The organism is Comamonas avium (genome assembly GCF_014836675.1).
Classification (GTDB): Bacteria; Pseudomonadota; Gammaproteobacteria; order Burkholderiales; family Burkholderiaceae_C; genus Comamonas; species Comamonas avium.
In genome coordinates, this window is record NZ_JACSQK010000003.1 from 1 (window position 1) to 24,192 (window position 24,192).

Genomic DNA, 24,192 nt, shown 5'->3' on the forward strand with positions numbered 1-24,192 from the left:
AGGACAGTGAAACGACTTTGCGCCGATGATAGTGCGGGTTCCCGTGTGAAAGTAGGTCATCGCTAGGCTCTTACAGCTGCAACACCCCCTGACCTTGAAAGAGGCAGGGGGTTTTGTTTTTAGTAAAAGCACAATTTTTAGCTGGGCAGCACCGAAGTGTTGCTGCTTGGCAGACAGTTATGCCTGATGACCATAGCAAGTTGGTCCCACGCCTTCCCATCCCGAACAGGACCGTGAAACGACTTTGCGCCGATGATAGTGCGGACTCCCGTGTGAAAGCAGGTCATCGTCAGGCCCTTACCGTGACAAACCCCTGACCTTGGCAAGAGGCAGGGGTTTTTGTTTTAGCGGTGAGGGAAAGCGTACTTAGTGCTCAAAAGCAAAATCACAAAAAATAAGAGCGCACTGCGTGCGCTCTTATTGAAGTTCAGATAGTTATCTATCTAAAACTAAATACAGGGGCGCGTAGAGCGCTCCTTTTTTATTTGTTCGCTTGATGCTGCCCCAAGTACAAGCGGCCATCGACAAAGACATTGACGATGCCTTGCTCGAACGCCGTCCAGCATTCGTTCTTGGTTAAAGGTGCGGTGACAATCACGGCGACTTTGTCCTCGGGCGTGGTTTCGCTGGAAAAATCCACACTCAAGTCTTCATCGGCCAGATGGGCTGCTGCAAAGGGGTGGCAGCGCTCGGTAAAGAATAGCTGGGTGGTAGCGTGCGCCCACAGTGCCTCGCCGTTGGAGAGTAGAAAATTGAAGGTGCCGTGTGGAGCGATGCGCCTAGCCAGCTCTTGCAAGGTGATCGTCAGCTCTTCAATGCTGGGCACTCCGGCGTGCGATTTCGACAGTTCTTGCATGATCCAGCAAAAGGCCAATTCACTGTCGGTGGAGCCAATGGGCTGAAAGTGCGTGTGCAGCTTGGGGGCGAAGTGTTTCAGGTCACCGTTGTGGGCAAAAACCCAGTTGCGGCCCCATAGCTCACGCACAAACGGGTGGCAGTTTTGCAGACTGACCACACCCTGGGTGGCTTTGCGAATGTGGGCGATGACGTGTTTGCTTTTGATGGGGTATTGGCGAATCAGTTGAGCGACTGGGGAGTCCACCGCACGTTCGTGGTCGACAAAGAGACGCAGTCCCTTGTCTTCAAAGAATGCGATGCCCCAGCCGTCAGTGTGATCCCCGGTATTGCCCGCGCGTTGTGCAAACCCACTGAAGCTGAAGCGTACATCAGTGGGGGTGTTGCAGTTCATTCCTAAAAGCTGGCACATGGGCGCGGATTCCGTCTCAAGCAATCAAAGGGATATAGCCTAACGCGCCTTGTGTTGCTTGTGTGCAATGCTGCGGTTTAAGCAGCAGATTTACGGGGCGGTGAACGCAGCTGCGTGGCAGCGACGAAGGCCACTAAACACAGCAAGGTGAGCATGACAAAGCTTTCATGGAATGCCGTGATGCGGCCTTGTGACTGCGTGATGGCAGGGTTGGCCGCTTGCACTGCCAAGCGCCACTCCAGCACGATGCCGCACAGGCCTACACCTACGGCTCCACCGAGCATCCGGATAAAGCTGATGGTGCTGGAGCCTTGGGCGATGAGTGATTTATTCAGTGGCCGCATGGCGCCCAGATTCAGGCTGGGCAAGATGAAACCCAGTCCGATTCGACCTACGATGATGAATGCCGCAAGTACCCACAGGGCCATGTCCTGGCCTGTCCACAGCATCAACGCAAACGAAGCGGCCAGCAGCAACATGCCAATGCTCACCAGCCAGTGCGTGGGCTGGGTGTCTGCCATGCGCCCCACCAACGGAATGGTGATGGCCAGCACAATGCCCGCAGGCAGCAGCAAGTTGCCGGCGTAGCTGGCAGAAAGCCCCAGCCCCATTTGCATGAAGACGGGCAGTAAATAGGTGGAGCCAAACATGGCCGTGCCGTAGATGAAGGCCACTATGCAACCCATGACAAAGGGGCGATAGCTAAAGAGGCGTAAATCCATCAGCGGTTTTCGGTTTGTACGCAACAAATGTTTTTGCCATGCCACGAAGCCTGTCAAAGACACGACGGCAACGGCCAGCAACACGCCAGCCTGACTGTGGCTGTGATGAAAAGCGACCAGTGCGTTGAGCAAACTGAGAGAGCCTGCACTGACCAGCGCCAGGCCCCACATATCAAGCTTGCCGCTGTCTTGGCCGCTGGTGTTGCCACCGGGGGCTGAGGAGGGCACATATTTCCATGCCAGCCACAGCGACAGCAAGCAAGGCGGAACCACCATGAAAAAGGTGCTGCGCCAGCCCATCCAGTCCACCAGCAAACCGCCTAGCGCTGGCGCAAGCGCGGGGGCCAGTACCACGCCCATGCCAAATACGCCACCAGCCCGCCCTTGTTCATGTGTCAAAAAGGCGTGCAGGATGATCACGGCCGGAATAGGCTGAATGAGGCCAGCGGCAATGCCCTCGGCCACACGCGAAAACAGCAGCACCTCAAACTGCTGGGCCACACCGCCAGCGATACCGCCGACGATCAGCAAACTGATTGCGCCGGCATAGGTGGCGCGATAGCCGAACCGTGCAAGCAGCCAGGGCGTGACCAGCATGGCGACGGTGGAGGCCACCATGAAGGCCGAGGTGATCCATTGCGCACGCTCTTGCCCCAAACCAAAGTACGCACTCATGGCAGGAATTGCCACATTCACACTGGTGGAGGGAATGATGGAGGCGATCGTACCCACCATCACAGCCATCAACAGCAGCCAGCGATAGCGTTCGCCGTAACGGTCTTTGAGGACGTTGGAAGGCGATGGTGCGAACAAGGACATAGATAGTTCGGCGAATAAGTGAATACAAGAGGCCTGCAGCCTACGCGCCTGGATTCAGCTTGGCGTGCCTGTGGGAGACAGGCCTTGGCCACAGGCCGGGCATACGCACGACTGGCGGCGTTGTGCGGCTGGAATACGCTCCAGAACCTGTGGCGCGATGCGGGTTTGCATGCACCAGCAGTCTTGCGCGGGCAAGCCTGCGGCTACGGCGCATTGGTTAGCTTGACCGCACAGCGGGCAAACAGAAGTGTTGATCTCGGCAGACATGGCACGCAGTGTAAGGGGCACTCCGCCAATGGAGTGCGCCACACAGCGAGCAAAAATTTAGATGAAAAGTGCTTTTAACGCTTTCCAGCTTAGCGTGACAGGCTATTTGTTTGGTGGTGACTGGCCCCATTGAGCACGCAAATCAGCGCAGTGGTCTTTGTCTGCCAGTGCGGGTGTGCGCACCACGTAATCACTCTCAGCGCGATCAGCTTGGGCCTTGCCACCCGCTTGGCCAATGGCGATCAGGCGTGAAATGTCTGCTGGCAGCCAGGTGGGAATGCCCATGCTGCGCAATACGTGCCCCCGCCCTGCAATCAAGAGCACGGTTTTCCCCGCCTGCACTTGCGGCGCAATGGTTTGGGCCATGCGTGCATCTTTGGCCAATTGAATGCGTGCCATGGGTGTGATTTGGTTCTCGGGTAACAAATCGCAATGACCGCTGCGAATGGCTTGGCGTTGTTGCTCCCAGGCTGCGGGGGGCAAGTGACTGTCCCAAGCGCTGTCCTGCATGACCTGGCGCATGTTTGCGCGTGGCAGGTTGCCGCCAAAGACGGGAATACCTGCGCGTACAGCGGTCATGATCGCCGGGCCATAGGCTTGCCAAGGCCAGCCTTTGTCGTTCCATTGAAGTGCTGTCTGTACCTCTTGTTCTGTGGCTGTGCGTGGCAGCTTGTCGGTGTCTTGGCCTTGGTCTGCCATTTCCAGCACGACGGCGGCCAGTTGCTGGCGGGCAATCAGGTTTTGCGCGGTGGCGTGTTGCCACTGCTGGTGCTCGGGCGCATCGTGTTGCTCACCCAAAAGCAGGACTTGGGGTGGCGTCACGCGGTGCAGCACGCTGGGCCATTGGTCGGCACTGATCTCAGAGTTAGATGGCAGGTTGGTGCAGCCCAGCGTGAAGCTGGCTAGGCCTGTGACAAGCAGGCTACGAAGGAGGAAAGAGATGCGCATGGGTCGCTATGCTAGATCAGGCGTGGAGAAAACCATCTGCTTTACATGGGATGAGACCGTCATAGCAGTGCGGGGGGCACCAGAACCACGCATGAAAAAGGCACCCGAAGGCGCCTGATGGAAAAGCCCGAAGAGTGTTTAGTTCTTGAGGTATTTCGGAGAGCGTGGGCCGTAGAGCAAGCCATCGCGTCCGCCGACCGCCAGGAGCCGGTTGGTGGCAACGCCTGCCACAGGGTGCGAGACGTCAGAGACGGAGTTGACGATTTGCTTGATCAAGGCTGTGACCAGCATACCGACCAGGCCACCGCCAGAGTTGTTGCCACCTTCGTCGCTCGACGCGTAGGCTTGGCCGGTCCACAGCTTGGTTCCAGTACGCAGATCAACCAGCCGCGCCTCAACACTGACGACCGCGACACTGTTGATGACTTGGTAGCTGACGCCATATTTGTCGACCTTGATGTACAGCGCAGTGTCCGCACCAAAGATTTCATGCAGTTTGGCAGGCGCCACCTCATGGATGTCGCTCGCAATTTCCAGGCCGTTTTGGCGGAAAGTTTCGGTCACCAGCGTCACTGGCATTACGTAGTAGCCGGCTTCTGCCAGGGGCAGTGTGGTGTGCGATAGCACGCTGGCGGTGGCCTGCACGTCCGGGGAATCGTTTAACGGAGGCAGTACCAAGATGGACTGGGGTTTGGCAGCACGGAAGGCAGAATAGTCTTTGCCAGGTGCAGTGGTGGTGGCACAGCCTGTCAGCCAGGCCGCAGTGATGCCCAGCAAAAACCAGCGCAGCGCTAAGGGGAGGGAAAGGCGTGCCATCAGCTTTTGTTCTTCTTCATGTTGTTGATGAGGTAGTCGATGTAGGGCGTGGACTCCGGAAAGTGGGCCTTTTCCTGCGACCAGGCGCTGAGTGCTTGGTCGGTCCGACCAGAGTTCAAGTACATCAGTCCCAAGTGCGCGTAATACCCAGGAGGCAGGGCACGGCCTTTGGCGCTGGCTTCCTGGGCACCTTTTTCCAGGGCCAGTACCTGCTCTTCGGGCGATGCTTCGCTTTTCAGGTAGCTATAGACGTGATCGCTGTAGCCATTCCAGCTGTACAGCGTGGAAGGTGCGCTAGCACATGCAGCCAGCGCACTGACCAGACCCAGCGCTACGCAGGAGCGCATCAAAAGAGAAGACATGGATGCGCTCTTTAACGATTGCCGAGTGCGCCAGCGTCTACGGCTTCGCCCAGTCGATCAACCGCTTCGCGGATGGCCAGATCCAAGACCTTGCCGTTGAGGGTGGAGTCGTAGCTGGCAGTGCCGCCAAAGCCCACAATTTCTCGGTTGGACAGCTGGTACTCACCAGCACCTTGCACCGAACGCACGACTTCCGAAGTACGAATGTTGACGATGTTCAGCGTCACCTTGGCATAGGCAGTTTGTGTCTTGCCACGGCCCAACACACCAAACAGTTGCCTGTCTCCGGTTTCTTTGCGGCCAAACTCTGTCACATCGCCGGTGACAACGTAGTCGGCACCTTTGAGTTGCTGTGCGGTGCCCTGGATGGTGGCTTCTTGCTTGATTTCAGCCATGTTGTCGCGGTCCAGAACGGTGAAGCGATTGGTTTGCTGCAGGTGGCCCATCAAAATGGTTTTGGCCTGGCTGCCCAGACGGTCGACACCATCAGAGAACGCACCGCGCAAATAGCTGGAACGGTTGTCAAACTTTCCCACCGCGATGGGTGTACGGGGGCCTTGGTAGCTGCGTGTGGCCGCTTGTGTTTGCGCAACGCTCAGCGATTGGGAGCTTTCCGTGGCACAGCCAGACAGCAACAGGGGGGCGGAAATCGCCAGGGCGGAGGCAGAAACAAGCAGGCGCATGGGAGGTCAGTGGCGTTGAGACAGAGCTTGAAACTGTAACCACAAATCCCTCGTGCAACTTGCAAATGAAAGTAGTTCTCAATAAAAAAAGACACCCGGAGGTGTCTTTTGTTGTAGGTCAGGCCTGCTGCTGGCACATGTACGGCTGGCGTCAGCAGCTTGGTTTGGGTTAAGCGCCGGCCTTTACTTTCAAGCGCCATGCGTGCAGCAGTGGCTCGGTGTAGCCGGAAGGCTGCTCTTTGCCTTTGAACACCAGATCCAGTGCGGCCTGCATGGCTGCACCGTTGGGGTTGGCGGCCAGACTCTTGTAGCTGGCATCGCCGGCGTTCTGGCCGTCCACCACCTTGGCCATGCGGGCGAAAGTGTCGCGTACCTGCTGTTCGGTGACGATGCTGTGAAGCAGCCAGTTGGCAATGTGCTGGCTGGAGATACGCAGCGTGGCACGGTCTTCCATCAGGCCTACGTTGTGAATGTCCGGCACTTTGGAGCAGCCCACGCCAGCGTCCACCCAGCGCACCACGTAGCCCAGAATGCCTTGCACGTTATTGTCCAGCTCTTGCTGTTTTTCGGCGTCGGTCCACTTGGGGTCTTTGGCAACGGGAATCTGCAGCAGATCCGCCAGGATGTTGGCGCGCTCGGTGTCTGCATTGGTTTTTTCCAACTCCTTTTGCACATCGGCCACATTGACTTGGTGGTAGTGCAGTGCGTGCAGCGTGGCGCCTGTAGGTGAGGGTACCCAGGCTGTATTGGCTCCGGCCTTGGGGTGGGTAATTTTTTGCTCCAGCATGGCCTTCATCAGGTCGGGCATGGCCCACATGCCCTTGCCGATCTGGGCGCGGCCGCGCAGGCCCATGGTCAGGCCGACCAAGACGTTGCTCTTTTCGTAGGCTTGCAGCCAGGCGCTGGTCTTCATGTCGCCCTTTCGCACCATGGGGCCAGCTTGCATGGCGGTATGCATCTCGTCGCCGGTACGGTCCAGGAAACCGGTGTTGATGAACGCCACGCGCGCAGGGGCGGCGGCAATGGCGGCCTTCAGGTTGACGGAGGTGCGGCGCTCTTCGTCCATGATGCCTAGCTTGACGGTGTTTTCTTTCAGGCCCAGCACCTGTTCAACACGGCCAAACAGTTCGTTGGCAAATGCGACCTCGACAGGGCCGTGCATCTTGGGCTTGACGATGTAGACGCTGCCAGTGCAGCTGTTCTTGATGCCGTTGGCACCCAGACCTTTGAGGTCGTGGATAGCGATGGTGGTGGTGACCATGGCATCCAGAATGCCTTCGGGGATTTCTTTGCGTTGCTCGCCCCACAGAACAGCGGGGTTGGTCATCAGATGGCCCACATTGCGCAGGAACATCAGCGAGCGGCCATGCAGCTTGACGCTCTGGCCATCGGCGCCTGTGTAGCTGCGGTCACCGTTCAGGCCACGGGTCAGTGTTTTTCCGCCCTTTTCGAACGATTCGGTCAGCGTGCCCTTCAAAATGCCCAGCCAGTTGCTGTAGCCCAGCACCTTGTCTTCGGCATCCACCGCGGCAACAGAGTCTTCCAGATCCAGAATGGTGGACACGGCGGCTTCCACCACCACATCGGCTACGCCAGCGGCATCGGACTGGCCAATGGGGGTTGCGGGGTTGACGATGATGTCGATGTGCAAGCCGTGGTTCTTGAGCAGTACCGAGGTGGGAGCCGTGGCATCGCCCTGGTAACCGATGAACTTGTCAGCCTCTTTCAGCCCAGTTGCGCTGCCATCTTTCAGAGTGACTACCAGTTTGCCACCGTCGACCTTGTAGCCAGTGGAATCCTTGTGCGAGCCTGTAGCCAGTGGCGCAGCCTGATCCAGGAAGTTGCGCGCAAACTCAATCACTTTGGCGCCGCGCACGGGGTTGTAGCCCTTGCCCTTTTCAGCGCCGCCGTCTTCGCTGATGGCATCGGTGCCGTACAGCGCGTCATACAAAGAGCCCCAACGGGCGTTCGCTGCGTTCAATGCGTAGCGGGCATTCAAAATTGGCACTACCAGCTGAGGGCCGGCCATGGTGGCCAGCTCGGCGTCGACGTTTTCGGTGGTGGCCTTGGCGTCCTTGGGTTGCTCGACCAGGTAGCCAATTTGCGTCAGAAACTGCTGGTAACCCGCCATGTTGGTGATGGGGCCGGGGTTGGCTTTGTGCCAGGTGTCCAGTTCGGTCTGCAGGCGGTCACGCTCGGCCAGCAGGGCGGCATTCTTGGGGGCCAGATCGGCCACGAGTGCATCAAAGCCCTTCCAGAACGTGGCAGTGTCAACGCCCGTGCCGGGCAGAACCTGTTCGTTGATGAAGGTATGCAGCTCGTTGGCAACTTGCAGTCCATGGACTTGGGTGCGTGCGGTCATGGTGTGGTCCCCTTGGATCATTGAAAAATCGTGGCATCTCAAAGTGATGCAGCCTCGCACACCACTGTATTGCAAAGCTAAGGGTTAATAAATCGCGCAAAAAGCTCTAAACTGATGACTTTTACGCAAAAGTGGGCAACACTGTCATCGATGCGCAACGATGCCGTGCTACATAAAAAATAGCTGCTGACGCTTGTGCAGTAAGTGCCAGCATTTAATTCGATGCATAAATCTTTGGGACTATGGACAAACTCAAAGCTTTCGAATCCTTTGTCTCTGTTGCCACCCGCGGCAGTTTGACGGCCGCCGCCAAGGCAGAAGGTGTGGCCCCGGCGATCATGGGCCGCCGTCTGGATGCGCTGGAAGCTCATCTGGGTGTCAAGCTCATGGTACGCACCACGCGGCGCATCAGCCTGACACACGAAGGCAGTGCCTTTCTGGAAGACTGCCAGCGCTTGCTGGCCGATGTATCGAATGCCGAAGCGAGTGTTTCGGCCGGTGGCATCAAGGCGACGGGGCATTTGCGTCTGACTGCTCCTGCTGGCTTTGGTCGCCGTCATGTGGCATCGCTAGTGCCGTTGTTTCATGATTTGCACCCGGATGTGACCATCTCGCTGAACCTGAGCGACCGTGTGGTGGACCTGGCGGGTGAAGGATATGACTGCGCGGTGCGCGTGGGAGATTTACCCGATTCATCGCTGATCAGCGTGCGCATGGCTGATAACCGGCGTCTGTGTGTGGCCACGCCCGCGTATTTGCAAAGCCATGGCATGCCCAAACACCCGTCTGAGCTGGCACAGCACCGCTGCCTGACGCTGTCCAGCGATGCATCACAGACCCGGGGCTGGGCCTTTCGCCTACCCAGCCGCGATGGCGGCACAGAGGTGGTGCACTTCAAACCTGCGGGGCCACTTGATTGTTCAGATGGGCAGGTGCTGCATGATTGGTGCCTCGGTGGCTGGGGTATTGCATGGCGCAGCACGTGGGAAGTGGAGGCTGAAATTGCCGCAGGTCGTTTGGTGGAGGTTTTGGCTGACTTTGCTGCGCCACCCAACGGTATTTACTTGGTGTTTCCACAGCGCAAGCACATGACATTGCGCCTGCGTTTGTGGATGGACTATCTCAAGGGGCAGTATGAACGCCCCGAGTTTTGGAGCAAAGGTGTCGCACGATGACTCTCGAAGCATTTCTGGCCAGCCTGCACATAGTGGCTATTTTGACCCTGGTGGTTTTCCTGTCGAGCGAGGCCGCCTTGTGCCGCTCCGAGTGGATGAATGAGGCGGTGGTGCGCCGCCTGGCCAGGCTGGACATGATTTATGGCATCACGGCGCTGGTGCTGCTGCTCACTGGGATTGCGCGCATTGTCTGGGGTGCCAAGGGTTTGACGTGGTATGTCTCGCAGCCGCTGTTTCACGTCAAGATGACGCTGTTCTTTATCACTGCGCTGATATCGCTGCGGCCCACGTTCACGATTCGTCGTTGGCTCAAAACCCTCAATGCCACGGGTGCGCTGCCTGCTGAGGCCGCCATCAAGTCAGCACGTCAGTGGATCATGGTGCAGGCGCACATCATTCCGGTCATTGCCGTGGTTGCTGTGTATTGGGCGCGGGGCATGTGAGCGCCAAGTCGGCTCTTGTATCAGCTGTGCACAAGCCGGCAGAGGGGCTGGCCTTCACCAGGTTTAGATATGAATAAGCGCGGTCGCTATCCTTCCCCTGGCGTTGATGGGGATGCGATCGTGCAGCTGGTGTGTGGGCATAGACCAGAATTAGGGTAAATTGTTTTTTTAAAAACAATAGCGCGCTATCTAACAAAAATAAGCACCAGAAGTGTTTTCTATATAAATTTTTGACTGTGCAGGCACACTGACTGCAGCACTGGCGCGACAACGCCCATGGCATTGCTTGGCCGGTCTATCTGGACAAAGCGATGTGGCACGTAAAATCGCCCGATGCTTTCCGTCAAACAGGATTTGCTCGCGGCCCTGGCTGCTGAGCTCGAAAAATTGTCGCCCGGCGCTGGTGCGCGCGCTGCGTTTGAAAACCCCAAGGTGGCAGCCCATGGCGACCTCGCCTGTACGGCAGCCATGCAACTGGCCAAGCCCCTGAAGGCCAACCCCCGTGCTTTGGGTGAACAGCTCAAGGCCGCGCTGGAGGCCACCCCGGATTTTCAGAAATGGGTGGATGCGATCGAGATCGCGGGCCCCGGCTTTTTGAACATTCGTCTCAAACCTGCAGCCAAGCAGGAAGTTGTGCGTGAAGTGCTGGGGCAGGCGGACCAATTTGGTCACCAGACGGCCCGTGGTGAGAAGATCGTTGTGGAGTTCGTTTCTGCCAACCCCACCGGGCCGCTGCACGTGGGCCATGGCCGTCAGGCGGCGATTGGCGATGCCATCAGCAACCTGTACACCACCCAAGGCTGGAAGGTGCACCGCGAGTACTACTACAACGACGCGGGCGTACAGATCGACACGCTGACCAAGAGCACGCAATTGCGTGCCAAGGGCTTCAAGCCAGGCGACGACTGCTGGCCCACCGACAGCGAAAATCCGCTGGCCAAGAATTTCTACAACGGCGACTACATCGCTGATATTGCCCAGGCGTTCCTGAACAAGGAAACCGTGAAGGCCGATGACCGCGCGTTCACCGCCAATGGTGATGTTGAGGATTACGACAACATCCGTAACTTTGCGGTTGCCTACCTGCGCAACGAGCAGGACAAGGACTTGCTGGCCTTCAACCTGAAGTTTGATGAGTATTATCTTGAGTCCAGTCTGTACGAAAACGGCCATGTGGACGAAACCGTCCAGCGCCTGATCGCCAGCGGGCACACCTATGAGCTGGATGGCGCGCTGTGGCTGCGCACCACCGATTTTGGGGATGACAAGGATCGCGTGATGCGCAAGTCCGATGGCACCTACACCTACTTCCTGCCTGATGTGGCCTATCACACGCAAAAGTTCCTGCGTGGCTACGGCAAGGCCGTAAACATTCAGGGGACCGACCACCATGGCACCATTGCCCGCGTACGCGCGGGGCTGCAGGCCGTCAATGTGGGAATTCCAAAGGGCTACCCTGACTATGTACTGCACACCATGGTGCGCGTGGTCAAAGGGGGCGAAGAGGTCAAAATCAGTAAACGTGCGGGTTCGTATGTGACGCTGCGTGACCTGATTGAGTGGACGAGCAAGGATGCCGTGCGCTTTTTCCTGCTGAGCCGCAAGCCCGATACAGAGTACACCTTTGATGTGGACCTGGCCGTGGCGCAGAACAATGACAACCCGGTGTTCTATGTGCAGTACGCGCATGCCCGCATCCAGTCGGTACTGCGTAGCTGGCAGGAAAGCGGTGGCGCTGGTCTGGCCGCTTTGCAAGGCGTGGATTTGTCTGCGCTGCAGGGCTCACAGGCTCAGGCCTTGATGCTGCTGCTGGCCAAGTACCCCGAAATGCTGACGGCAGCTGCCAATGGCAACGCACCGCATGACGTCACTTTCTACCTGCGTGATTTGGCTTCCGCCTACCACAGCTACTACGACGCAGAGCGTATTCTGGTGGACGACGAGTCAGTCAAACTGGCCCGTCTGGCACTGGTCGCTGCTACGGCGCAGGTGCTGCACAATGGCTTGGCTGTGCTGGGTGTGAGCGCACCTGAGCGCATGTGAGAAATACTACAAGTAACGTGACAGGCGGTTTTATGGTTAAGCAGCAGCGAGGTGGAACGATCCTCGGTCTCATCATCGGCCTGATTTTGGGGTTAGGCATTGCGCTGGGCGTGGCGGTGTACGTCACCAAGGTGCCTGTACCTTTCCTCAATAAGGGTGACCAGCGCAATACCGAGGCCAGCGAGAGCGAGCGTAACCGTAACTGGGACCCGAATTCGCCACTGTACGGTAGCACTCCTTCGCGCAACGCGCCGCCAGCACCGGCGACAGAGCCGGGCGCTACCACCGCAGCACCGGTCATTGACCCCGTGGCACAGCCGCCTGCGGCATCAGCAGATCCGCTGGGAGATTTGGCGAAGGCGCAGGTCAAAGCGTCAGAAGCAAAGGTCGCCGCAGAAGCTAAAGCTGCCAGCGCAGCCCCTGCTGCTGCGGATGGCTTTAGTTACTTTGTGCAAGCAGGTGCATTTCGCACACAGGCCGATGCAGATGCCCAGCGTGCCAAATTGGCCATGCTTGGCTGGGAAGCGCGTATCAGCGAGCGTGAGCAAAACGGCCGCCCAGTGTTTCGCGTGCGCGTGGGGCCTTTCACCAAGCGCGGTGATGCTGAGCAGCTCAAGCAAAAGCTCGATGGTGCAGGCGTTGACTCCGCACTGGTGCGTGTGCAGCAGTGAACTTTTTGAGTTTTCTAAGCTCTGACTTCCCATATTTCCTTAAGGAGCCTTTTTGATGCAACGCCGCCAGTTCTCTTTGGCTGCAGCTACTGCTGCTACTTCCATGGCTTTTGGAGCCAACTCCGCACTGGCGCAGCAAGCTGCGCCTCAAGAGGGTAAGGAATACCTGCGCTTGTCCAAGCCAGCGCCTGTCGATGCGCCTGCTGGCAAGATCGAAGTGGTGGAGTTTTTCTGGTACAGCTGCCCCCATTGCAATGTGTTTGAACCGACGTTTGCGGCCTGGAAGCAAAAAGCACCAGCGAACGTTGTGGTGCGTCGCGTGCCTGTGGCGTTCAATGCCAGTTTTGTGCCGCAGCAAAAGCTGTATTTCGCGCTGCAGTCCATGGATAACTTTGACGCCATGCACGTGAAGGTGTTCCACGCCATCCATGTGGAGCGCAATAAGCTGGCAAAAGATGAAGATATTTTCAACTGGGTGGGCAAGCAAGGCGTGGATGTGAACAAGTTCAAGGAGGTCTACAACTCCTTTAACGTGTCCAGCCAGGTGCGCAAGGCCACGCAGCTGCAGCAGGCCTACGACGTGGAGGGCGTGCCTTCCATGGGTGTGGCTGGCCGCTACTACACCGACGGTCCTCGTGCGGGCAGCATGCCCAACGTGCTGCGTGTGGTGGAGTATCTGGTGGCACAAAGCGCCAAGGCGTAATGGTCAGGGCCGGTTTTTCCGGCTCTTTGCTACATCGACAGCCCGCCTTGTGCGGGCTTTTTAATGGAAAACGAGGATGCGTGACTACAATGTGCTGCAAGAAACGTGCCCTGCCCATGACATCAAAATTCATCACCTGCCTCTTGTTGACGGCCCTTGCGGGGGCTGCAGGCGTAGCGCATGCTGAGCGTGCGGATCGCGACAAGCCCATGAACATTGAGTCGGACGCACTGCGCCACGATGAATTGACGCAGACCAGCGTATTCACCGGCAATGTGGTCATGACCAAGGGGACCATTGTGTTGCGCGGTGCGCAGCTGGATGTGCGCCAGGATGCGCAGGGCTATCAGCATGGGGTGGTGAAGGCTGAAGCGGGCAAGCGCGCTTACTTTCGTCAAAAGCGCGATACGGCGCCCGGTGCCCCCGATGAAGTGGTCGAGGGTGAAGGCGAAATCATTGAGTACAACGGCAAGACCGATGATGTGAAGCTGATTCGCCGTGGCCAGTTGCGCCGTTATACGGGCGGTAAGCTCAGTGATGACATCATGGGCAGCGTCATTACCTATAACAATCTGACTGATGTGTTCACTGTGGATGGCGAAAAGCGCACCAACGAGCCGTCGTCAGCACCAGCCGGTTCTGGCGGCCGTGTGCGTGCCATCCTGGCACCCAAGGCAGCGCCCAGTGCGAGCCCTTCTGCCCCCGTGCCTGCACAGCCCTTGCAGCCTTCTGGTAATTTGAATCTACAAGGCAAGTAATGGCTGAGAACACCCCGGACACTGTGGCCTCCAGCAAGCTGGAAGCCCGCCACCTGGCCAAGTCGTATGGCAGCCGCAAGGTGGTGAAAGATGTGTCAATGACTGTGCAAAAAGGTGAAGTGGTGGGTTTGCTCGGCCCCAATGGTGCAGGCAAGACCACTTCGTTTTACATGATCGTGGGCCTGGTGCGCAGCGATGGTGGGGATGTATTCATCGATGGTCATTCCGTGGGCAGCATGCCAATTCACCAGCGCTCGCGCCTGGGCTTGTCGTACCTGCCGCAAGAAGCTTCCATCTTTCGCAAATTGAATGTGGAAGACAACGTGCGCGCGGTGCTGGAGCTGCAAAAAAATGATGCGGGCCAGTCTTTGTCCAGAGATGAGATTGAAAAACAGCTGACGTCCTTGCTGCAAGAGCTGCGCGTGGACCATCTGCGCAAATCGCCTTCGTTGGCGCTGTCTGGGGGGGAACGCCGCCGCGTGGAGATCGCCCGCGCTTTGGCCACTAACCCGCGCTTCATCTTGCTCGACGAGCCTTTTGCCGGCATCGATCCGATCGCCGTCATTGAAATTCAACGCATCATTGGTTTTTTGAAGGAACGCGGCATCGGTGTGCTGATTACCGATCACAACGTGCGTGAAACACTGGGTATCTGTGACCACGCTTTCATCATCAGTGATGGCACAGTACTGGCGCAGGGAACGCCACAGGAAATCGTCGAGAACCCGGATGTCAGACGGGTCTACCTCGGCGAACACTTCAGGATGTAGCCCTCTACGGCAGTTTTCAGGAAAAACAACAAGGGTCGAAAGAGGGGGTACAGCGTTGAAGCCAGGTTTGTCACTGCGGGTCTCACAGCATTTAGCGCTGACGCCACAACTGCAGCAGTCCATCCGCCTCTTGCAGCTATCTACGCTGGAGCTTTCCCAAGAAGTCGAGCAAATGCTCGACGAGAATCCCTTTCTTGAGGTGGCCAATGAGGAGGCCCCTTCTGAAGAATTTGGTGTACCCAGCGTTGATGCAGCACCTGAATACGATGCACATGCGGCAGATGAGGCGCAGTACTCCATATCGGATAGTGCAGGCGCAGCAGGCGCTGATGGACAAAAAGAGCAAGATGCCTCCGCCTCTGAAAATGATCTTCCTAACGATTGGGAAGGCGATGGCAGTGTGGACATGGCGTTCGATGACAGCGAGTGGGGTGGCGATGCCCTGCCTCGCGGCACCCGCGATGATGACGATGCGCCCACCGCGTTGGAGCTGGCAGGCACCCATGAGTCTTTGACAGACTTTCTGCTCCAGCAGTCGCTGTCCCTGCGGTTGTCCGAGCTGGATCGGTACGCGCTGCGTTTTCTGATTGAAAACCTTAACGACGATGGGTATCTTGAAGATTCACTGGAAGAGCTGGCCCTGGGTCTGGCAGGCCCCTCGGATCTGGAGCAGTTAGAAGAACTGGTGCACCGCTTTACCGTTGCTCTGGGTTTGTTGCAATCCCTGGAACCAGTGGGCGTGGGCGCGCGTGGATTGTCAGAGTGCCTGCGCCTGCAGCTTCAGCACCTGCGCCACCAAGGTGGTGACACCGACCTGATCGATATAGCGCTGCAGCTGTGCGCGCAGCCCTTGGAGCTGCTGGCTCGGCGCGATGTTCGCAAACTCATGCAGGCCTGCGGTCTGCCTGAAGCCAAGGTGCGCGCTGCGCTGGGGGCAATTGCACGGCTAGAACCTAAGCCTGGGCGTCGCTTTGTGAATGTGGAGCGCAATGTGGTGGTGCCTGATGTCATCGTCAAGAAAGCCGCGCGCCGCGGGGCTGATGGCATGGCTCAGTTCAGTGTTCAACTCAACCCCGATGTCATGCCCCGCCTGCGTGTGCATGACATCTATGCCGGTGCACTGCGCAGCCATAAGGGCAGCGAGGGGCATGCTGGGCTGCAGCAGCGTCTGCAGGAGGCGCGCTGGTTTATCAAGAATGTGCAGCAGCGTTTTGACACCATCTTGCGGGTGTCCAAAGCGATTGTGGATAGGCAGAAGAACTTCTTTGTGCATGGCGAGCTGGCCATGCGCCCCTTGGTGCTGCGGGACATTGCCGATGAGCTGGGGCTGCATGAATCGACCATCAGCCGCGTGACCACGGCCAAATACATGTCCACCCCTCATGGCACGTATGAGCTGAAGTATTTCTTTGGCTCGGGTCTGGGCACGGAAACGGGGGGCAACGCCTCCAGTACGGCGGTGCGGGCGTTGATCAAGCAGTTCGTGTCGGCGGAGAGCACCAAAAAACCGCTGTCTGACAGCCAGATTGCCGAGATGCTCAAGGAGCAGGGCATTGAGTGCGCACGCCGCACGGTGGCCAAATACCGCGAGGCGCTGAAGATTGCGCCAGCAAATTTGCGCAAAGCGCTGTAAGCCGGGAGAGCATCCCGTTGCGCCTGTGTTGGTTTGTGCTTACTGTTTAGCTAAGCTTGCTAGCGCTCGATAGAATCGCGCGAGTTGAATCAAAATGCGCTGCCTGTGGGCGGCGCTTTTGTTTTCCCAGCTTGTGTTAACCAGTTGAGCGCGCAGCGCGCTCGGAGAACCACCATGCAGCAACGTCGTCACACCCTTTTGGCCATTGGGGCCGCCACTTTGGCCGCTTTGGGCGCTATTGCGCCTGTGGCCCATGCCGAAGAAAAGCCCAAGGTGGCGCTGGTCATGAAGTCGCTGGCCAATGAGTTTTTCCGCACCATGGAAGACGGTGCCAAGGCGCACAACAAAGAACATAAAAATTATGTGCTGGTGAGCAACGGTATCAAGAACGAAACCGATACCGCCGCGCAGATCAAGATGGTTGAGCAAATGGTGGCGCAAAAGGCGCAGGCCATCGTGATTGCGCCTGCTGACTCCAAGGCGCTGGTGCCAGTGCTGAAAAATGCAGTGGACAAGGGCGTGATTGTTGTGAATATTGACAACCGCCTGGACCCTGAAGCCCTGAAGGAAAAGAACCTGAACATTCCTTTTGTGGGGCCTGACAACCGCCTGGGTGCCAAGCTGGTGGGCGAGCGTCTGGCCAAGGAGCTGAAGGCGGGTGACAAGGTCGGCATCATTGAAGGCGTCTCTACCACCACCAACGCACAGCAGCGCACTGCAGGCTTTAAAGATGCCATGGATGCTGCCAAGATGAGCATCGTGGGCGTGCAGTCCGGTAATTGGGAAATTGCCAATGGCAACACTGTTGCGGCTGGCATGATGCGAGAGAACCCAGACCTGAAGGCCTTGCTGGCGGGTAATGACTCCATGGCCCTGGGCGCTGTGGCTGCGGTGCGTGCGGCAGGCAAGACGGGCAAGGTGCTGGTTGTCGGTTACGACAACATCCAGGCCATTAAACCCATGCTCAAGGATGGCCGCGTGCTGGCCACGGCAGACCAGTTTGCAGCCAAACAGGCCGCGTTTGGGATTGATGTGGCGTTGAAGGCCATCAAAGATAAAACGCCGCAGGCACAGCTTCCCGTTGAGGTGAAAACCGACGTGGTGCTGGTCACCAAGTAAGGGCGGCTTTCATGGCATTCCCAACTCCTGCAGACCGTGGCAGCGTGGTCATGCGCCTGGAAGGCATTGGCAAAGACTACGGCAGCAGCACGGTGCTGGATGGTGTGAGTCTTGACCTGCGTGCGGGTGAAGTGCTGGCGCTGACCGGTGAAAACGGGGCAGGAAAAAGCACCTGCTCCAAGATCATGTGCGGCCTGGTCACTGCAACTCGTGGGCAGATGACCTTGATGGGCCAGCCTTTTGCTCCCGCCTCGCGCGCCGATGCGGAGCGGCAAGGTGTGCGCATGGTGCTGCAGGAGCTGGGGTTGGTGAATACGCTCAGTGTGGCTGAGAACTTGCTGCTGGATCGATTGCCGCACCGCTGGGGCGTGGTTGATCACCGTCGCTTGAACGAGCTGGCGCGCGAGCAACTGGCCAAAATGGGGCTCAATCACATTGATCCGCGCACCCAGGTGTCCGAGCTGGGCATTGGCATGCAGCAGATGGTGGAAATCGCCCGCAATCTGCGCGATGGCAACCGTGTGCTGGTGCTGGATGAGCCCACAGCCATGCTGACGGCCAATGAAATTGAGCATCTGTTCAAGCAAATTGATCTGATGAAGGCACAGGGCGTGGCGCTGATTTACGTCTCGCACCGTCTGGAAGAGCTGCAGCGCGTGGCCGAGCGCGCTGCCGTGCTGCGCGATGGTCGTCTGGTGGATGTCCTTCCCATGCAAGGCCTGTCGGAAGCTACCTTGGTGCAGCGCATGGTGGGCCGCCATGTGGAAACGCTGGACGACAAACCCCGGCGCAAGGCCGGCCCTGTGCTGATGCGCGCAGAGAACATGTCACGCGGTGATGTGGTCAAGGATGTGAGTCTGGAGCTGCACGCGGGCGAAGTGCTGGGTGTGGCTGGCTTGGTGGGCGCGGGCCGTACAGAGCTGATGCGGCTGCTGTACGGTGCTGACAAAGCCGATACCGGAAGTATTGAGCTGACTGGTCAGCACCCCGATCAACAGCCCCAAACAGTCACTCCCAACTGGCGCAGCCCCATGCAGGCGGTGCGCGCAGGTATTGGCCTGATTACCGAGGACCGCAAAGCACAGGGCTTGCTGTTGCCCCAGTCGATTCGCGTGAATACCTCGCTGAGCCATCTGGGCTCGGTTTCCGGTGGCGGCTGGCTCAATCGCTCACGCGAAGCACAACTGGCCAAGCAGATGGTGCAGCGCTTGCGTGTGCGCGCGGTCAATGCGGAACAGCCGGTGGGCACCTTGAGCGGCGGCAACCAGCAAAAGGTGATCTTTGCGCGCTGGCTGCACCGGGACTGCCCCGTGGTCTTGCTGGACGAGCCCACGCGTGGTGTCGATGTGGGTGCTCGCGCTGATCTGTACGCCGAGATCAACACCATGACCCACCAGGGCAAAGCAGTGATGGTGGTCTCCAGTGACCTGCGGGAGCTCATGGAGCTGTGCGACCGCATTGCCGTCATGTACCAGGGCCGCATTGTGGCTACCTTTGAGCGCGGAGCGTGGAGCCAGCAAGCCTTGCTCGCCGCGGCGTTTGGTGACGTCACTGCACAAGTGCCCGTAACGGCTGCCGCCTAAAACAATACTTACCTCACCCAATGTCTTCCTCTACTTCTATCTCCACCCCGGCTGCAGCGCGTAGCCCATGGCGCCAGGAAATTGGCACCTACCTCGGTTTGCTTGTGGTGCTGATCGCCATGGTGGCGCTGTTCAGCTCCATGTCGGACTACTTTCTCACCCAGGACACGCTGCTGTCCATTGCCAACGAAATCCCTGCGCTGGCTGTGATGGCCGTGGGCATGACTTTTATCTTGATCATTGCGGGCATTGATCTGTCGGTGGGCTCTGTGCTGGCGCTGAGCGCGGCGGCTGCGGCCGCAGCCATGCTGCAATGGGAGTGGGGAGTCTGGGGGGCTGCAGCGCTGGGCCTGATGGTGGGTGTGGTCTGTGGTGCGATCACCGGGGGTATCTCTGTGGCATGGCAACTGCCCAGCTTCATCGTCTCGTTGGGCATGCTGGAGGCGGTGCGCGGTGGTGCTTATCTGGTGACAGATTCACGCACCCAGTACGTGGGTGACGCCATGGGCGGCTTGGCCGCTCCGTGGCTGGGTGGGCTGTCGGCCTCATTTTTTATCGCCATCTGCGTGGTGATCATTGGCCAGCTGGTGCTCAGCCGTACCGTGTTTGGCCGCTACGTCGTTGGCATTGGCACCAATGAAGAGGCCATGCGTTTGGCTGGTGTCGACCCCAGACCCGTGCGCATTGCCGTGTTTGCAGCCATGGGCTTTTTGGCCGCATTGGCAGGTCTGATGCAATCGGCGCGACTGGAAGCGGCCGACCCGAATGCGGGCTCTGGCATGGAGCTGCAAGTGATTGCAGCGGTCGTGATTGGCGGCACCAGTTTGATGGGCGGGCGTGGCTCCGTGATCACTACCTTCTTTGGGGTGTTGATCATTGCGGTGCTGGAAGCTGGGCTGGCACAAATCGGTGCCAGCGAACCCAGCAAGCGCATCATTACAGGTGCCGTGATTGTGGTGGCGGTGGTGGTCGATACCATTCGCCAGCGCCGCAGTCAGCGCAAGCATTAATCCCGGGCAGACGAGAGATTTGGTGATGACGCAATCTTCCAAGACCCGCATTGTGGTGCTGGGCAGCTTGAATATGGATGTGGTGCTGCGCCTTGCGCGCATGCCTGAGCGTGGTGAAACGGTGCATGCCCAGGGCCTGAGCTACATCCCCGGCGGCAAGGGTGGCAACCAGGCGGTGGCTTGTGCGCGCCATGGTGCCCAAGTGGCGCTGGTGGGCTGTGTGGGCCGTGATGCGCATGGCGAGGTGCTGCGTGATGCGCTGACAGCCGATGGTGTTGACGTGTCCAATGTGGCCGTGCATGACGGTGCTGCCACAGGATCGGCCGTTGTGATGGTGGAGGCCGATGGCAGCAACCGGATTGCCGTCATTGCCGGCGCCAATGCACTGGCCGACTTGCCTGCCAGCTTCAGCGAAGTGCTGGCGCAGGCCGACTATCTGGTGGTGCAGTTTGAAACTCCGCTGGAGGTGCTGGATCGTGCACTGGCCATGGCCCGGCACAGCCATTGCAAAGTGGTGCTCAACCCTTCGCCGGTCAAAGCTGTGCCCAGCCAGTGGTGGTCATGGATTGACACGCTGGTGGTCAATGAACACGAAGCCGCAGAGCTGTCTGCCATGGCGGTGACGGATGCAGCTACGGCTGTGCGCGCTGCCCAGTATTTCGTAGAGCAAGGTGTCCGGCAGGTGGTGGTCACCATGGGCAGCCAGGGTGCGGTGGCAGTCAATGCCGCAGGTCACAGCATTCACCCTGCGCCCAAGGTTGAGGTGGTGGACACGACTTCTGCGGGCGACACCTTTCTTGGCACCATGGTCACCCGTCTGGGGGAGGGCAGCACATTGGCTCAGGCGGTGCAATGGGGCATCCGCGCTGCCAGCCTGTGCATTGGCCGCGCAGGGGCGCAGCCCTCTATCCCTGAGCGTACGGAAGTTGAACAGCAATGAAAAAAACCAAACTTTTAAATGCCGCACTCTCGCACCTGATTGCGCAATTGGGGCACAACGATGTGGTGGTGGTGGGTGATGCGGGCCTGCCAGTACCGGCGGGTGTACCTTGCATTGATCTGGCGCTGATGCGCGGCTTGCCCAGCATGGCCCAGGTGCTGGAGGCTCTGGAGAGTGAAATGCAGGTGGAGCGCATGGTGCTGGCCAAAGAAACCTTCTTTGCCAACCAAGGCGAGCTGCCCGGCTGGCTGCCCCCGGAGTGGCGTGAGCTGCCGATTGAGCAGGTGGCGCACGAGGTGTTCAAACAGCGCAATGCGCAAGCGCGTGCGGTCATCCGCACGGGCGAATGCACACCGTTTTCCAACGTGATGTTGGTGGCGGGCGTTGCTTTTTAAGCTATATTTTTTACAGCGAAACCAAAACGCAGCCCGCAAGGCTGCGTTTTTTGCTTTCAAAGCGTGTCAACCAACAGCCGTACAAGGGCAGGGTGACTCGCGTATGCTTGGTCCCCTGCTATGAATCAACTGCATCTGTTTTTGCCCTGCGCCGCCGGCGTCGAGGGTTTCTTGGCCGACGAAGTCCGCGCCATCACTGGCGTGGGCAACGGCGATGTGCTCACCGGCCGCGGCGGTGTCAGCGTGCGCGGCATGTGGCGCGATGCCATGCTGCTCAACCTGCACAGCCGTCTGGCCCAGCGCGTGCTGGTGGAGCTGTCGTACACCGAGTACCGCAATGAGAACGACCTGTACCGCGCAGCCAGTGAGGTGGCGTGGGAAATCTGGTTTTCTCCTAAAGAGACTTTCAAGATTGAAACCACGGCCCAGCACAGCCCGCTGACCAGCCTGAACTTTGCCGCGCTGCGCGTGAAAGACGCGATTGCCGACCGCTTTCGCGCCAAGCGCAACGGCGTGCGTCCCAGCGTGGAAACCAACCACCCCGATGTGCGCGTGCACATGCACCTGACCACGGACAGCTGCACGCTGTACATGGACACCACGGGTGAGGCGCTGTTCAAGCGTGGCTGGCGTGAAGACAAGGGCGATGCGCCTTTGAAGGAAACGCTGGCCGCCGCCATGATTGCCGCCACCGGCTGGAACCCGCACGGCGCCAACCCGCAGCCGCTGTATGATCCCTGCTGTGGCTCGGGCACGGTGCTGATTGAGGCTGCGCAGATTGCGCGCAAGATTCCTGCGGGCATCCTGCGCCGCTTTGCGTTTGAAAAGCTGGTGCCTTTTCAGCGCCATGTCTGGGAGCAAATTCTGGACGAGGCCGAAGCGCAGATTCTGGATGAAAGCCCTGTGCCTATTTTTGGCTCGGACATTTCGCACCGCATGGTGGACTTTGCCCAGCGCAACGCCGAGCGTGCGGGTGTGGCAGACACCATCAGCCTGCGCGGTGGTGATGCACTGCAGCGCATGCCCCCGTGCGAGCAGCCCGGCATGATGCTGCTTAACCCCCCCTATGGCGAGCGTATTGCTGCAGCGGGTTCTGCCGGGCGCAACGCCGCAGAGCGCATGGGCGTGATGGAGCGTGCAGGCCGCGAGACCGCGCAGACCGAAGATGGTGGCGAATTCTTCAGCCAGCTGGCCAGCCACTGGAAGAAGAACTACAGCGGCTGGACGGGCTGGATGCTGACCCCCGACCTGAAGCTGCCCGGCAAGATGCGCCTGAAAGAATCGCGCCGCACACCCATGTGGAACGGCCCGATCGAGTGCCGCCTGTTCTGCTTTGAAATGATCAAGGGTGCGGTCAAACCACGCAAGTCTGAAGGTGGTGCCGAGAGCGAGTCGGCATGAAAATCGTGTTGAAGTGGCCTGCATGCAATGCGGGCTATGAAGGCCCGTGGCCGCGCCCCATGGTGCTGGACACCAACGTGGTGCTGGACATGCTGATTTTTGACGACCCGCACATCCCACCTATTCGCCAGTTGCTTGCGCAGGGCCAGGTGCGCTGGATTGCTGACGAAGCCCAGCGCATTGAGCTGGGCCGTGTGCTGCACTACAGCCAGATTGCTCCGCGTGTGTCGTTCTACGGCAAAACGCCCGAAGGCGTGATGGCGGCGTTTGATGCGGCGGTGGAATATGTGGCGGCAGCGCCCAAAATTCGTTTTACCTGCACCGACCCCGACGACCAGCATTTTCTGGACCTGGCCAGCCAGCACCAGGCGCTGCTGGTCAGCAAAGACAGGGCTGTGCTCAAACAGCGCAAGCGTGTGGCACAAAACTACGGTGCCACCATTGGCAACCTAGTGCTGCTGGAGCCTGCAGAAAACGCACTGGCGGCGTGAGGTGATGCAGGCTGCAGCGTTGATACATCAAGCGCTGCAAGCTATGTTTTTATAGACGTCTCACCTGTGCTGCAGGCCGGCACATCCCCAAAGCGCATGCCTGCATAGGGCGCAGCTTTGCATTGGGCAATGCGCGAAGCCAGAGAACCCACGTGGACTTCTAGCTGGTGGCCATCAGGGTCGAGAAAGTAGAACGAATCGCCTTCGCTGCGGTTGTTCTTCCAGGCGATCACGCCATGCTTTTGCGCGTGCACAACGAAGTCTGCAAAGTGCTGCTGCTCAATTCCAAACGCGTAATGGGTGTAGTCACGCGCAGCGGAGGGGGCGCTGTTGCGCGCTGGGTCCAGCGACAGGCAGAGCCAGAAATCCCCGACGCTGAGGTACGCCCCCGTGTCCCATTGCGCGTGGCACGTGCAGGCCAGCACATCCCTGTAAAACTGCACGCTGCGCTGCAGGTCGCAAACGGCCAAGGTGAGGTGGTTGAGTCCTGTCAGCATACAAAGGCAGTGCAGTGAGTGGGTCGGGCGCACAGTATCGGTGACGCGGCGTCCTGTGCATCTTGTTGTGTGCAGAGAGGCCGCCATAAATCGCTGATGCAGCGAACTGGAATGTGCCGCTGACGCTCAAGCCAGCAGAGCCGGTGATGCGTGATGGAGGATGCAGCAGATCTGTGTGCTGTCTTTGCACGGGGCTGACTGCCACCGGCAGCGGCCCAGGGGCAATTGCATGTGCATGGGAGAGCAAGCGCTAGGGGGCTTCAAGCCTAAGCCGTATCAGCGCCATCTGCTATGGTTTTTTAAGAATGCGCATG

24 protein-coding genes and 1 rRNA gene are annotated in these 24,192 nt (G+C 58.8%); 16 read left to right on the forward strand and 9 right to left on the reverse strand.

Going from position 1 to position 24,192, the window contains the following annotated elements; translation table 11 throughout:
• Positions 1 to 182: 182 nt before the first annotated feature.
• A 5S ribosomal RNA gene (gene rrf / locus H9646_RS05285) occupies positions 183 to 295 on the forward strand.
• Positions 296 to 481: 186 nt separating this feature from the next.
• Here the strand turns inward: rrf and H9646_RS05290 are convergent.
• From H9646_RS05290 to H9646_RS05325, 8 genes are all read right to left on the reverse strand, one after another.
• Entirely contained in the window at positions 482 to 1,267 is a 786-nt protein-coding gene (locus H9646_RS05290; protein ID WP_191722312.1) for a class II glutamine amidotransferase, read from the reverse strand.
• Positions 1,268 to 1,344: 77 nt separating this feature from the next.
• Positions 1,345 to 2,808: a DHA2 family efflux MFS transporter permease subunit gene (locus H9646_RS05295; RefSeq protein WP_191722313.1), complete on the reverse strand. Its 1,464-nt coding sequence runs from the start codon at positions 2,806 to 2,808 to the stop codon at positions 1,345 to 1,347.
• A 54-nt stretch (positions 2,809 to 2,862) separates the two neighbouring features.
• Complete coding sequence (locus H9646_RS05300; RefSeq protein WP_191722314.1) at positions 2,863 to 3,075, reverse strand: cysteine-rich CWC family protein; 213 nt, start codon at positions 3,073 to 3,075, stop codon at positions 2,863 to 2,865.
• A gap of 102 nt (positions 3,076 to 3,177) precedes the next feature.
• A complete protein-coding gene (locus tag H9646_RS05305) occupies positions 3,178 to 4,023 on the reverse strand; it encodes a ChaN family lipoprotein (RefSeq protein ID WP_191722315.1) in 846 nt (281 codons plus the stop codon).
• 138 nt (positions 4,024 to 4,161) lie between these two features.
• On the reverse strand, positions 4,162 to 4,839 hold the full coding sequence (locus H9646_RS05310) for a DUF799 domain-containing protein (RefSeq protein WP_191722316.1): 678 nt from the start codon (positions 4,837 to 4,839) through the stop codon (positions 4,162 to 4,164).
• Complete coding sequence (locus tag H9646_RS05315) at positions 4,839 to 5,201, reverse strand: DUF4810 domain-containing protein (RefSeq protein WP_191722317.1); 363 nt, start codon at positions 5,199 to 5,201, stop codon at positions 4,839 to 4,841. Before H9646_RS05315 ends, H9646_RS05310 begins: the two co-directional genes overlap by 1 nt.
• Positions 5,202 to 5,212: 11 nt before the next feature.
• Complete coding sequence (locus tag H9646_RS05320) at positions 5,213 to 5,884, reverse strand: CsgG/HfaB family protein (protein ID WP_191722318.1); 672 nt, start codon at positions 5,882 to 5,884, stop codon at positions 5,213 to 5,215.
• A 169-nt stretch (positions 5,885 to 6,053) separates the two neighbouring features.
• On the reverse strand, positions 6,054 to 8,246 hold the full coding sequence (locus H9646_RS05325; protein WP_191722319.1) for a malate synthase G: 2,193 nt from the start codon (positions 8,244 to 8,246) through the stop codon (positions 6,054 to 6,056).
• A 242-nt stretch (positions 8,247 to 8,488) separates the two neighbouring features.
• Between H9646_RS05325 and H9646_RS05330 the strand changes: the two genes are divergently transcribed.
• The 15 genes from H9646_RS05330 (at position 8,489) to H9646_RS05400 (ending at position 23,381) form a co-directional block, all read left to right on the forward strand.
• Positions 8,489 to 9,421, forward strand: coding sequence for a LysR family transcriptional regulator (locus tag H9646_RS05330; RefSeq protein WP_191722320.1), 933 nt, complete (start codon positions 8,489 to 8,491; stop codon positions 9,419 to 9,421).
• Entirely contained in the window at positions 9,418 to 9,864 is a 447-nt protein-coding gene (locus H9646_RS05335; RefSeq protein ID WP_191722321.1) for a DUF2214 family protein, read from the forward strand. The genes H9646_RS05330 and H9646_RS05335 overlap by 4 nt, the downstream gene beginning before the upstream one ends.
• A 333-nt stretch (positions 9,865 to 10,197) precedes the next feature.
• Positions 10,198 to 11,907 (forward strand): arginine--tRNA ligase, encoded by a 1,710-nt coding sequence (gene argS / locus H9646_RS05340; RefSeq protein WP_191722322.1) that lies wholly within the window; start codon positions 10,198 to 10,200, stop codon positions 11,905 to 11,907.
• Positions 11,908 to 11,939: 32 nt separating this feature from the next.
• Positions 11,940 to 12,578: an SPOR domain-containing protein gene (locus tag H9646_RS05345; RefSeq protein ID WP_191722323.1), complete on the forward strand. Its 639-nt coding sequence runs from the start codon at positions 11,940 to 11,942 to the stop codon at positions 12,576 to 12,578.
• A gap of 55 nt (positions 12,579 to 12,633) precedes the next feature.
• A complete protein-coding gene (locus H9646_RS05350; RefSeq protein ID WP_191722324.1) occupies positions 12,634 to 13,281 on the forward strand; it encodes a thiol:disulfide interchange protein DsbA/DsbL in 648 nt (215 codons plus the stop codon).
• Between the two features lie 116 nt (positions 13,282 to 13,397).
• Positions 13,398 to 14,039 carry a lipopolysaccharide transport periplasmic protein LptA gene (gene lptA, locus H9646_RS05355; RefSeq protein WP_191722325.1) on the forward strand — a complete coding sequence of 214 codons (642 nt, stop codon included), beginning with the start codon at positions 13,398 to 13,400 and terminating at the stop codon, positions 14,037 to 14,039.
• The gene (lptB, locus tag H9646_RS05360) at positions 14,039 to 14,809 is read left to right on the forward strand and encodes an LPS export ABC transporter ATP-binding protein (protein WP_191722326.1); all 771 of its coding nucleotides are present in this window, start codon (positions 14,039 to 14,041) and stop codon (positions 14,807 to 14,809) included. Before lptA ends, lptB begins: the two co-directional genes overlap by 1 nt.
• A gap of 55 nt (positions 14,810 to 14,864) precedes the next feature.
• On the forward strand, positions 14,865 to 16,442 hold the full coding sequence (locus tag H9646_RS05365; protein ID WP_191722327.1) for an RNA polymerase factor sigma-54: 1,578 nt from the start codon (positions 14,865 to 14,867) through the stop codon (positions 16,440 to 16,442).
• A gap of 174 nt (positions 16,443 to 16,616) precedes the next feature.
• The gene (locus H9646_RS05370; protein WP_191722328.1) at positions 16,617 to 17,561 is read left to right on the forward strand and encodes a sugar ABC transporter substrate-binding protein; all 945 of its coding nucleotides are present in this window, start codon (positions 16,617 to 16,619) and stop codon (positions 17,559 to 17,561) included.
• A gap of 11 nt (positions 17,562 to 17,572) precedes the next feature.
• Positions 17,573 to 19,144 carry a sugar ABC transporter ATP-binding protein gene (locus H9646_RS05375; RefSeq protein WP_191722329.1) on the forward strand — a complete coding sequence of 524 codons (1,572 nt, stop codon included), beginning with the start codon at positions 17,573 to 17,575 and terminating at the stop codon, positions 19,142 to 19,144.
• 20 nt (positions 19,145 to 19,164) lie between these two features.
• Positions 19,165 to 20,154 (forward strand): ABC transporter permease, encoded by a 990-nt coding sequence (locus H9646_RS05380; protein WP_191722330.1) that lies wholly within the window; start codon positions 19,165 to 19,167, stop codon positions 20,152 to 20,154.
• A 25-nt stretch (positions 20,155 to 20,179) separates the two neighbouring features.
• Positions 20,180 to 21,094 (forward strand): ribokinase, encoded by a 915-nt coding sequence (gene rbsK, locus H9646_RS05385; RefSeq protein ID WP_191722331.1) that lies wholly within the window; start codon positions 20,180 to 20,182, stop codon positions 21,092 to 21,094.
• Positions 21,091 to 21,489, forward strand: coding sequence for a D-ribose pyranase (gene rbsD / locus H9646_RS05390; RefSeq protein ID WP_191722332.1), 399 nt, complete (start codon positions 21,091 to 21,093; stop codon positions 21,487 to 21,489). Before rbsK ends, rbsD begins: the two co-directional genes overlap by 4 nt.
• A gap of 120 nt (positions 21,490 to 21,609) precedes the next feature.
• A complete protein-coding gene (locus H9646_RS05395) occupies positions 21,610 to 22,890 on the forward strand; it encodes a THUMP domain-containing class I SAM-dependent RNA methyltransferase (RefSeq protein WP_191722333.1) in 1,281 nt (426 codons plus the stop codon).
• Positions 22,887 to 23,381 carry a putative toxin-antitoxin system toxin component, PIN family gene (locus H9646_RS05400; protein ID WP_191722334.1) on the forward strand — a complete coding sequence of 165 codons (495 nt, stop codon included), beginning with the start codon at positions 22,887 to 22,889 and terminating at the stop codon, positions 23,379 to 23,381. The genes H9646_RS05395 and H9646_RS05400 overlap by 4 nt, the downstream gene beginning before the upstream one ends.
• Before the next feature lie 41 nt (positions 23,382 to 23,422).
• Here the strand turns inward: H9646_RS05400 and fos are convergent, their stop codons facing one another.
• Complete coding sequence (gene fos / locus H9646_RS05405; RefSeq protein WP_191722335.1) at positions 23,423 to 23,878, reverse strand: fosfomycin resistance glutathione transferase; 456 nt, start codon at positions 23,876 to 23,878, stop codon at positions 23,423 to 23,425.
• Between the last annotated feature and the right edge of the window lie 314 nt (positions 23,879 to 24,192).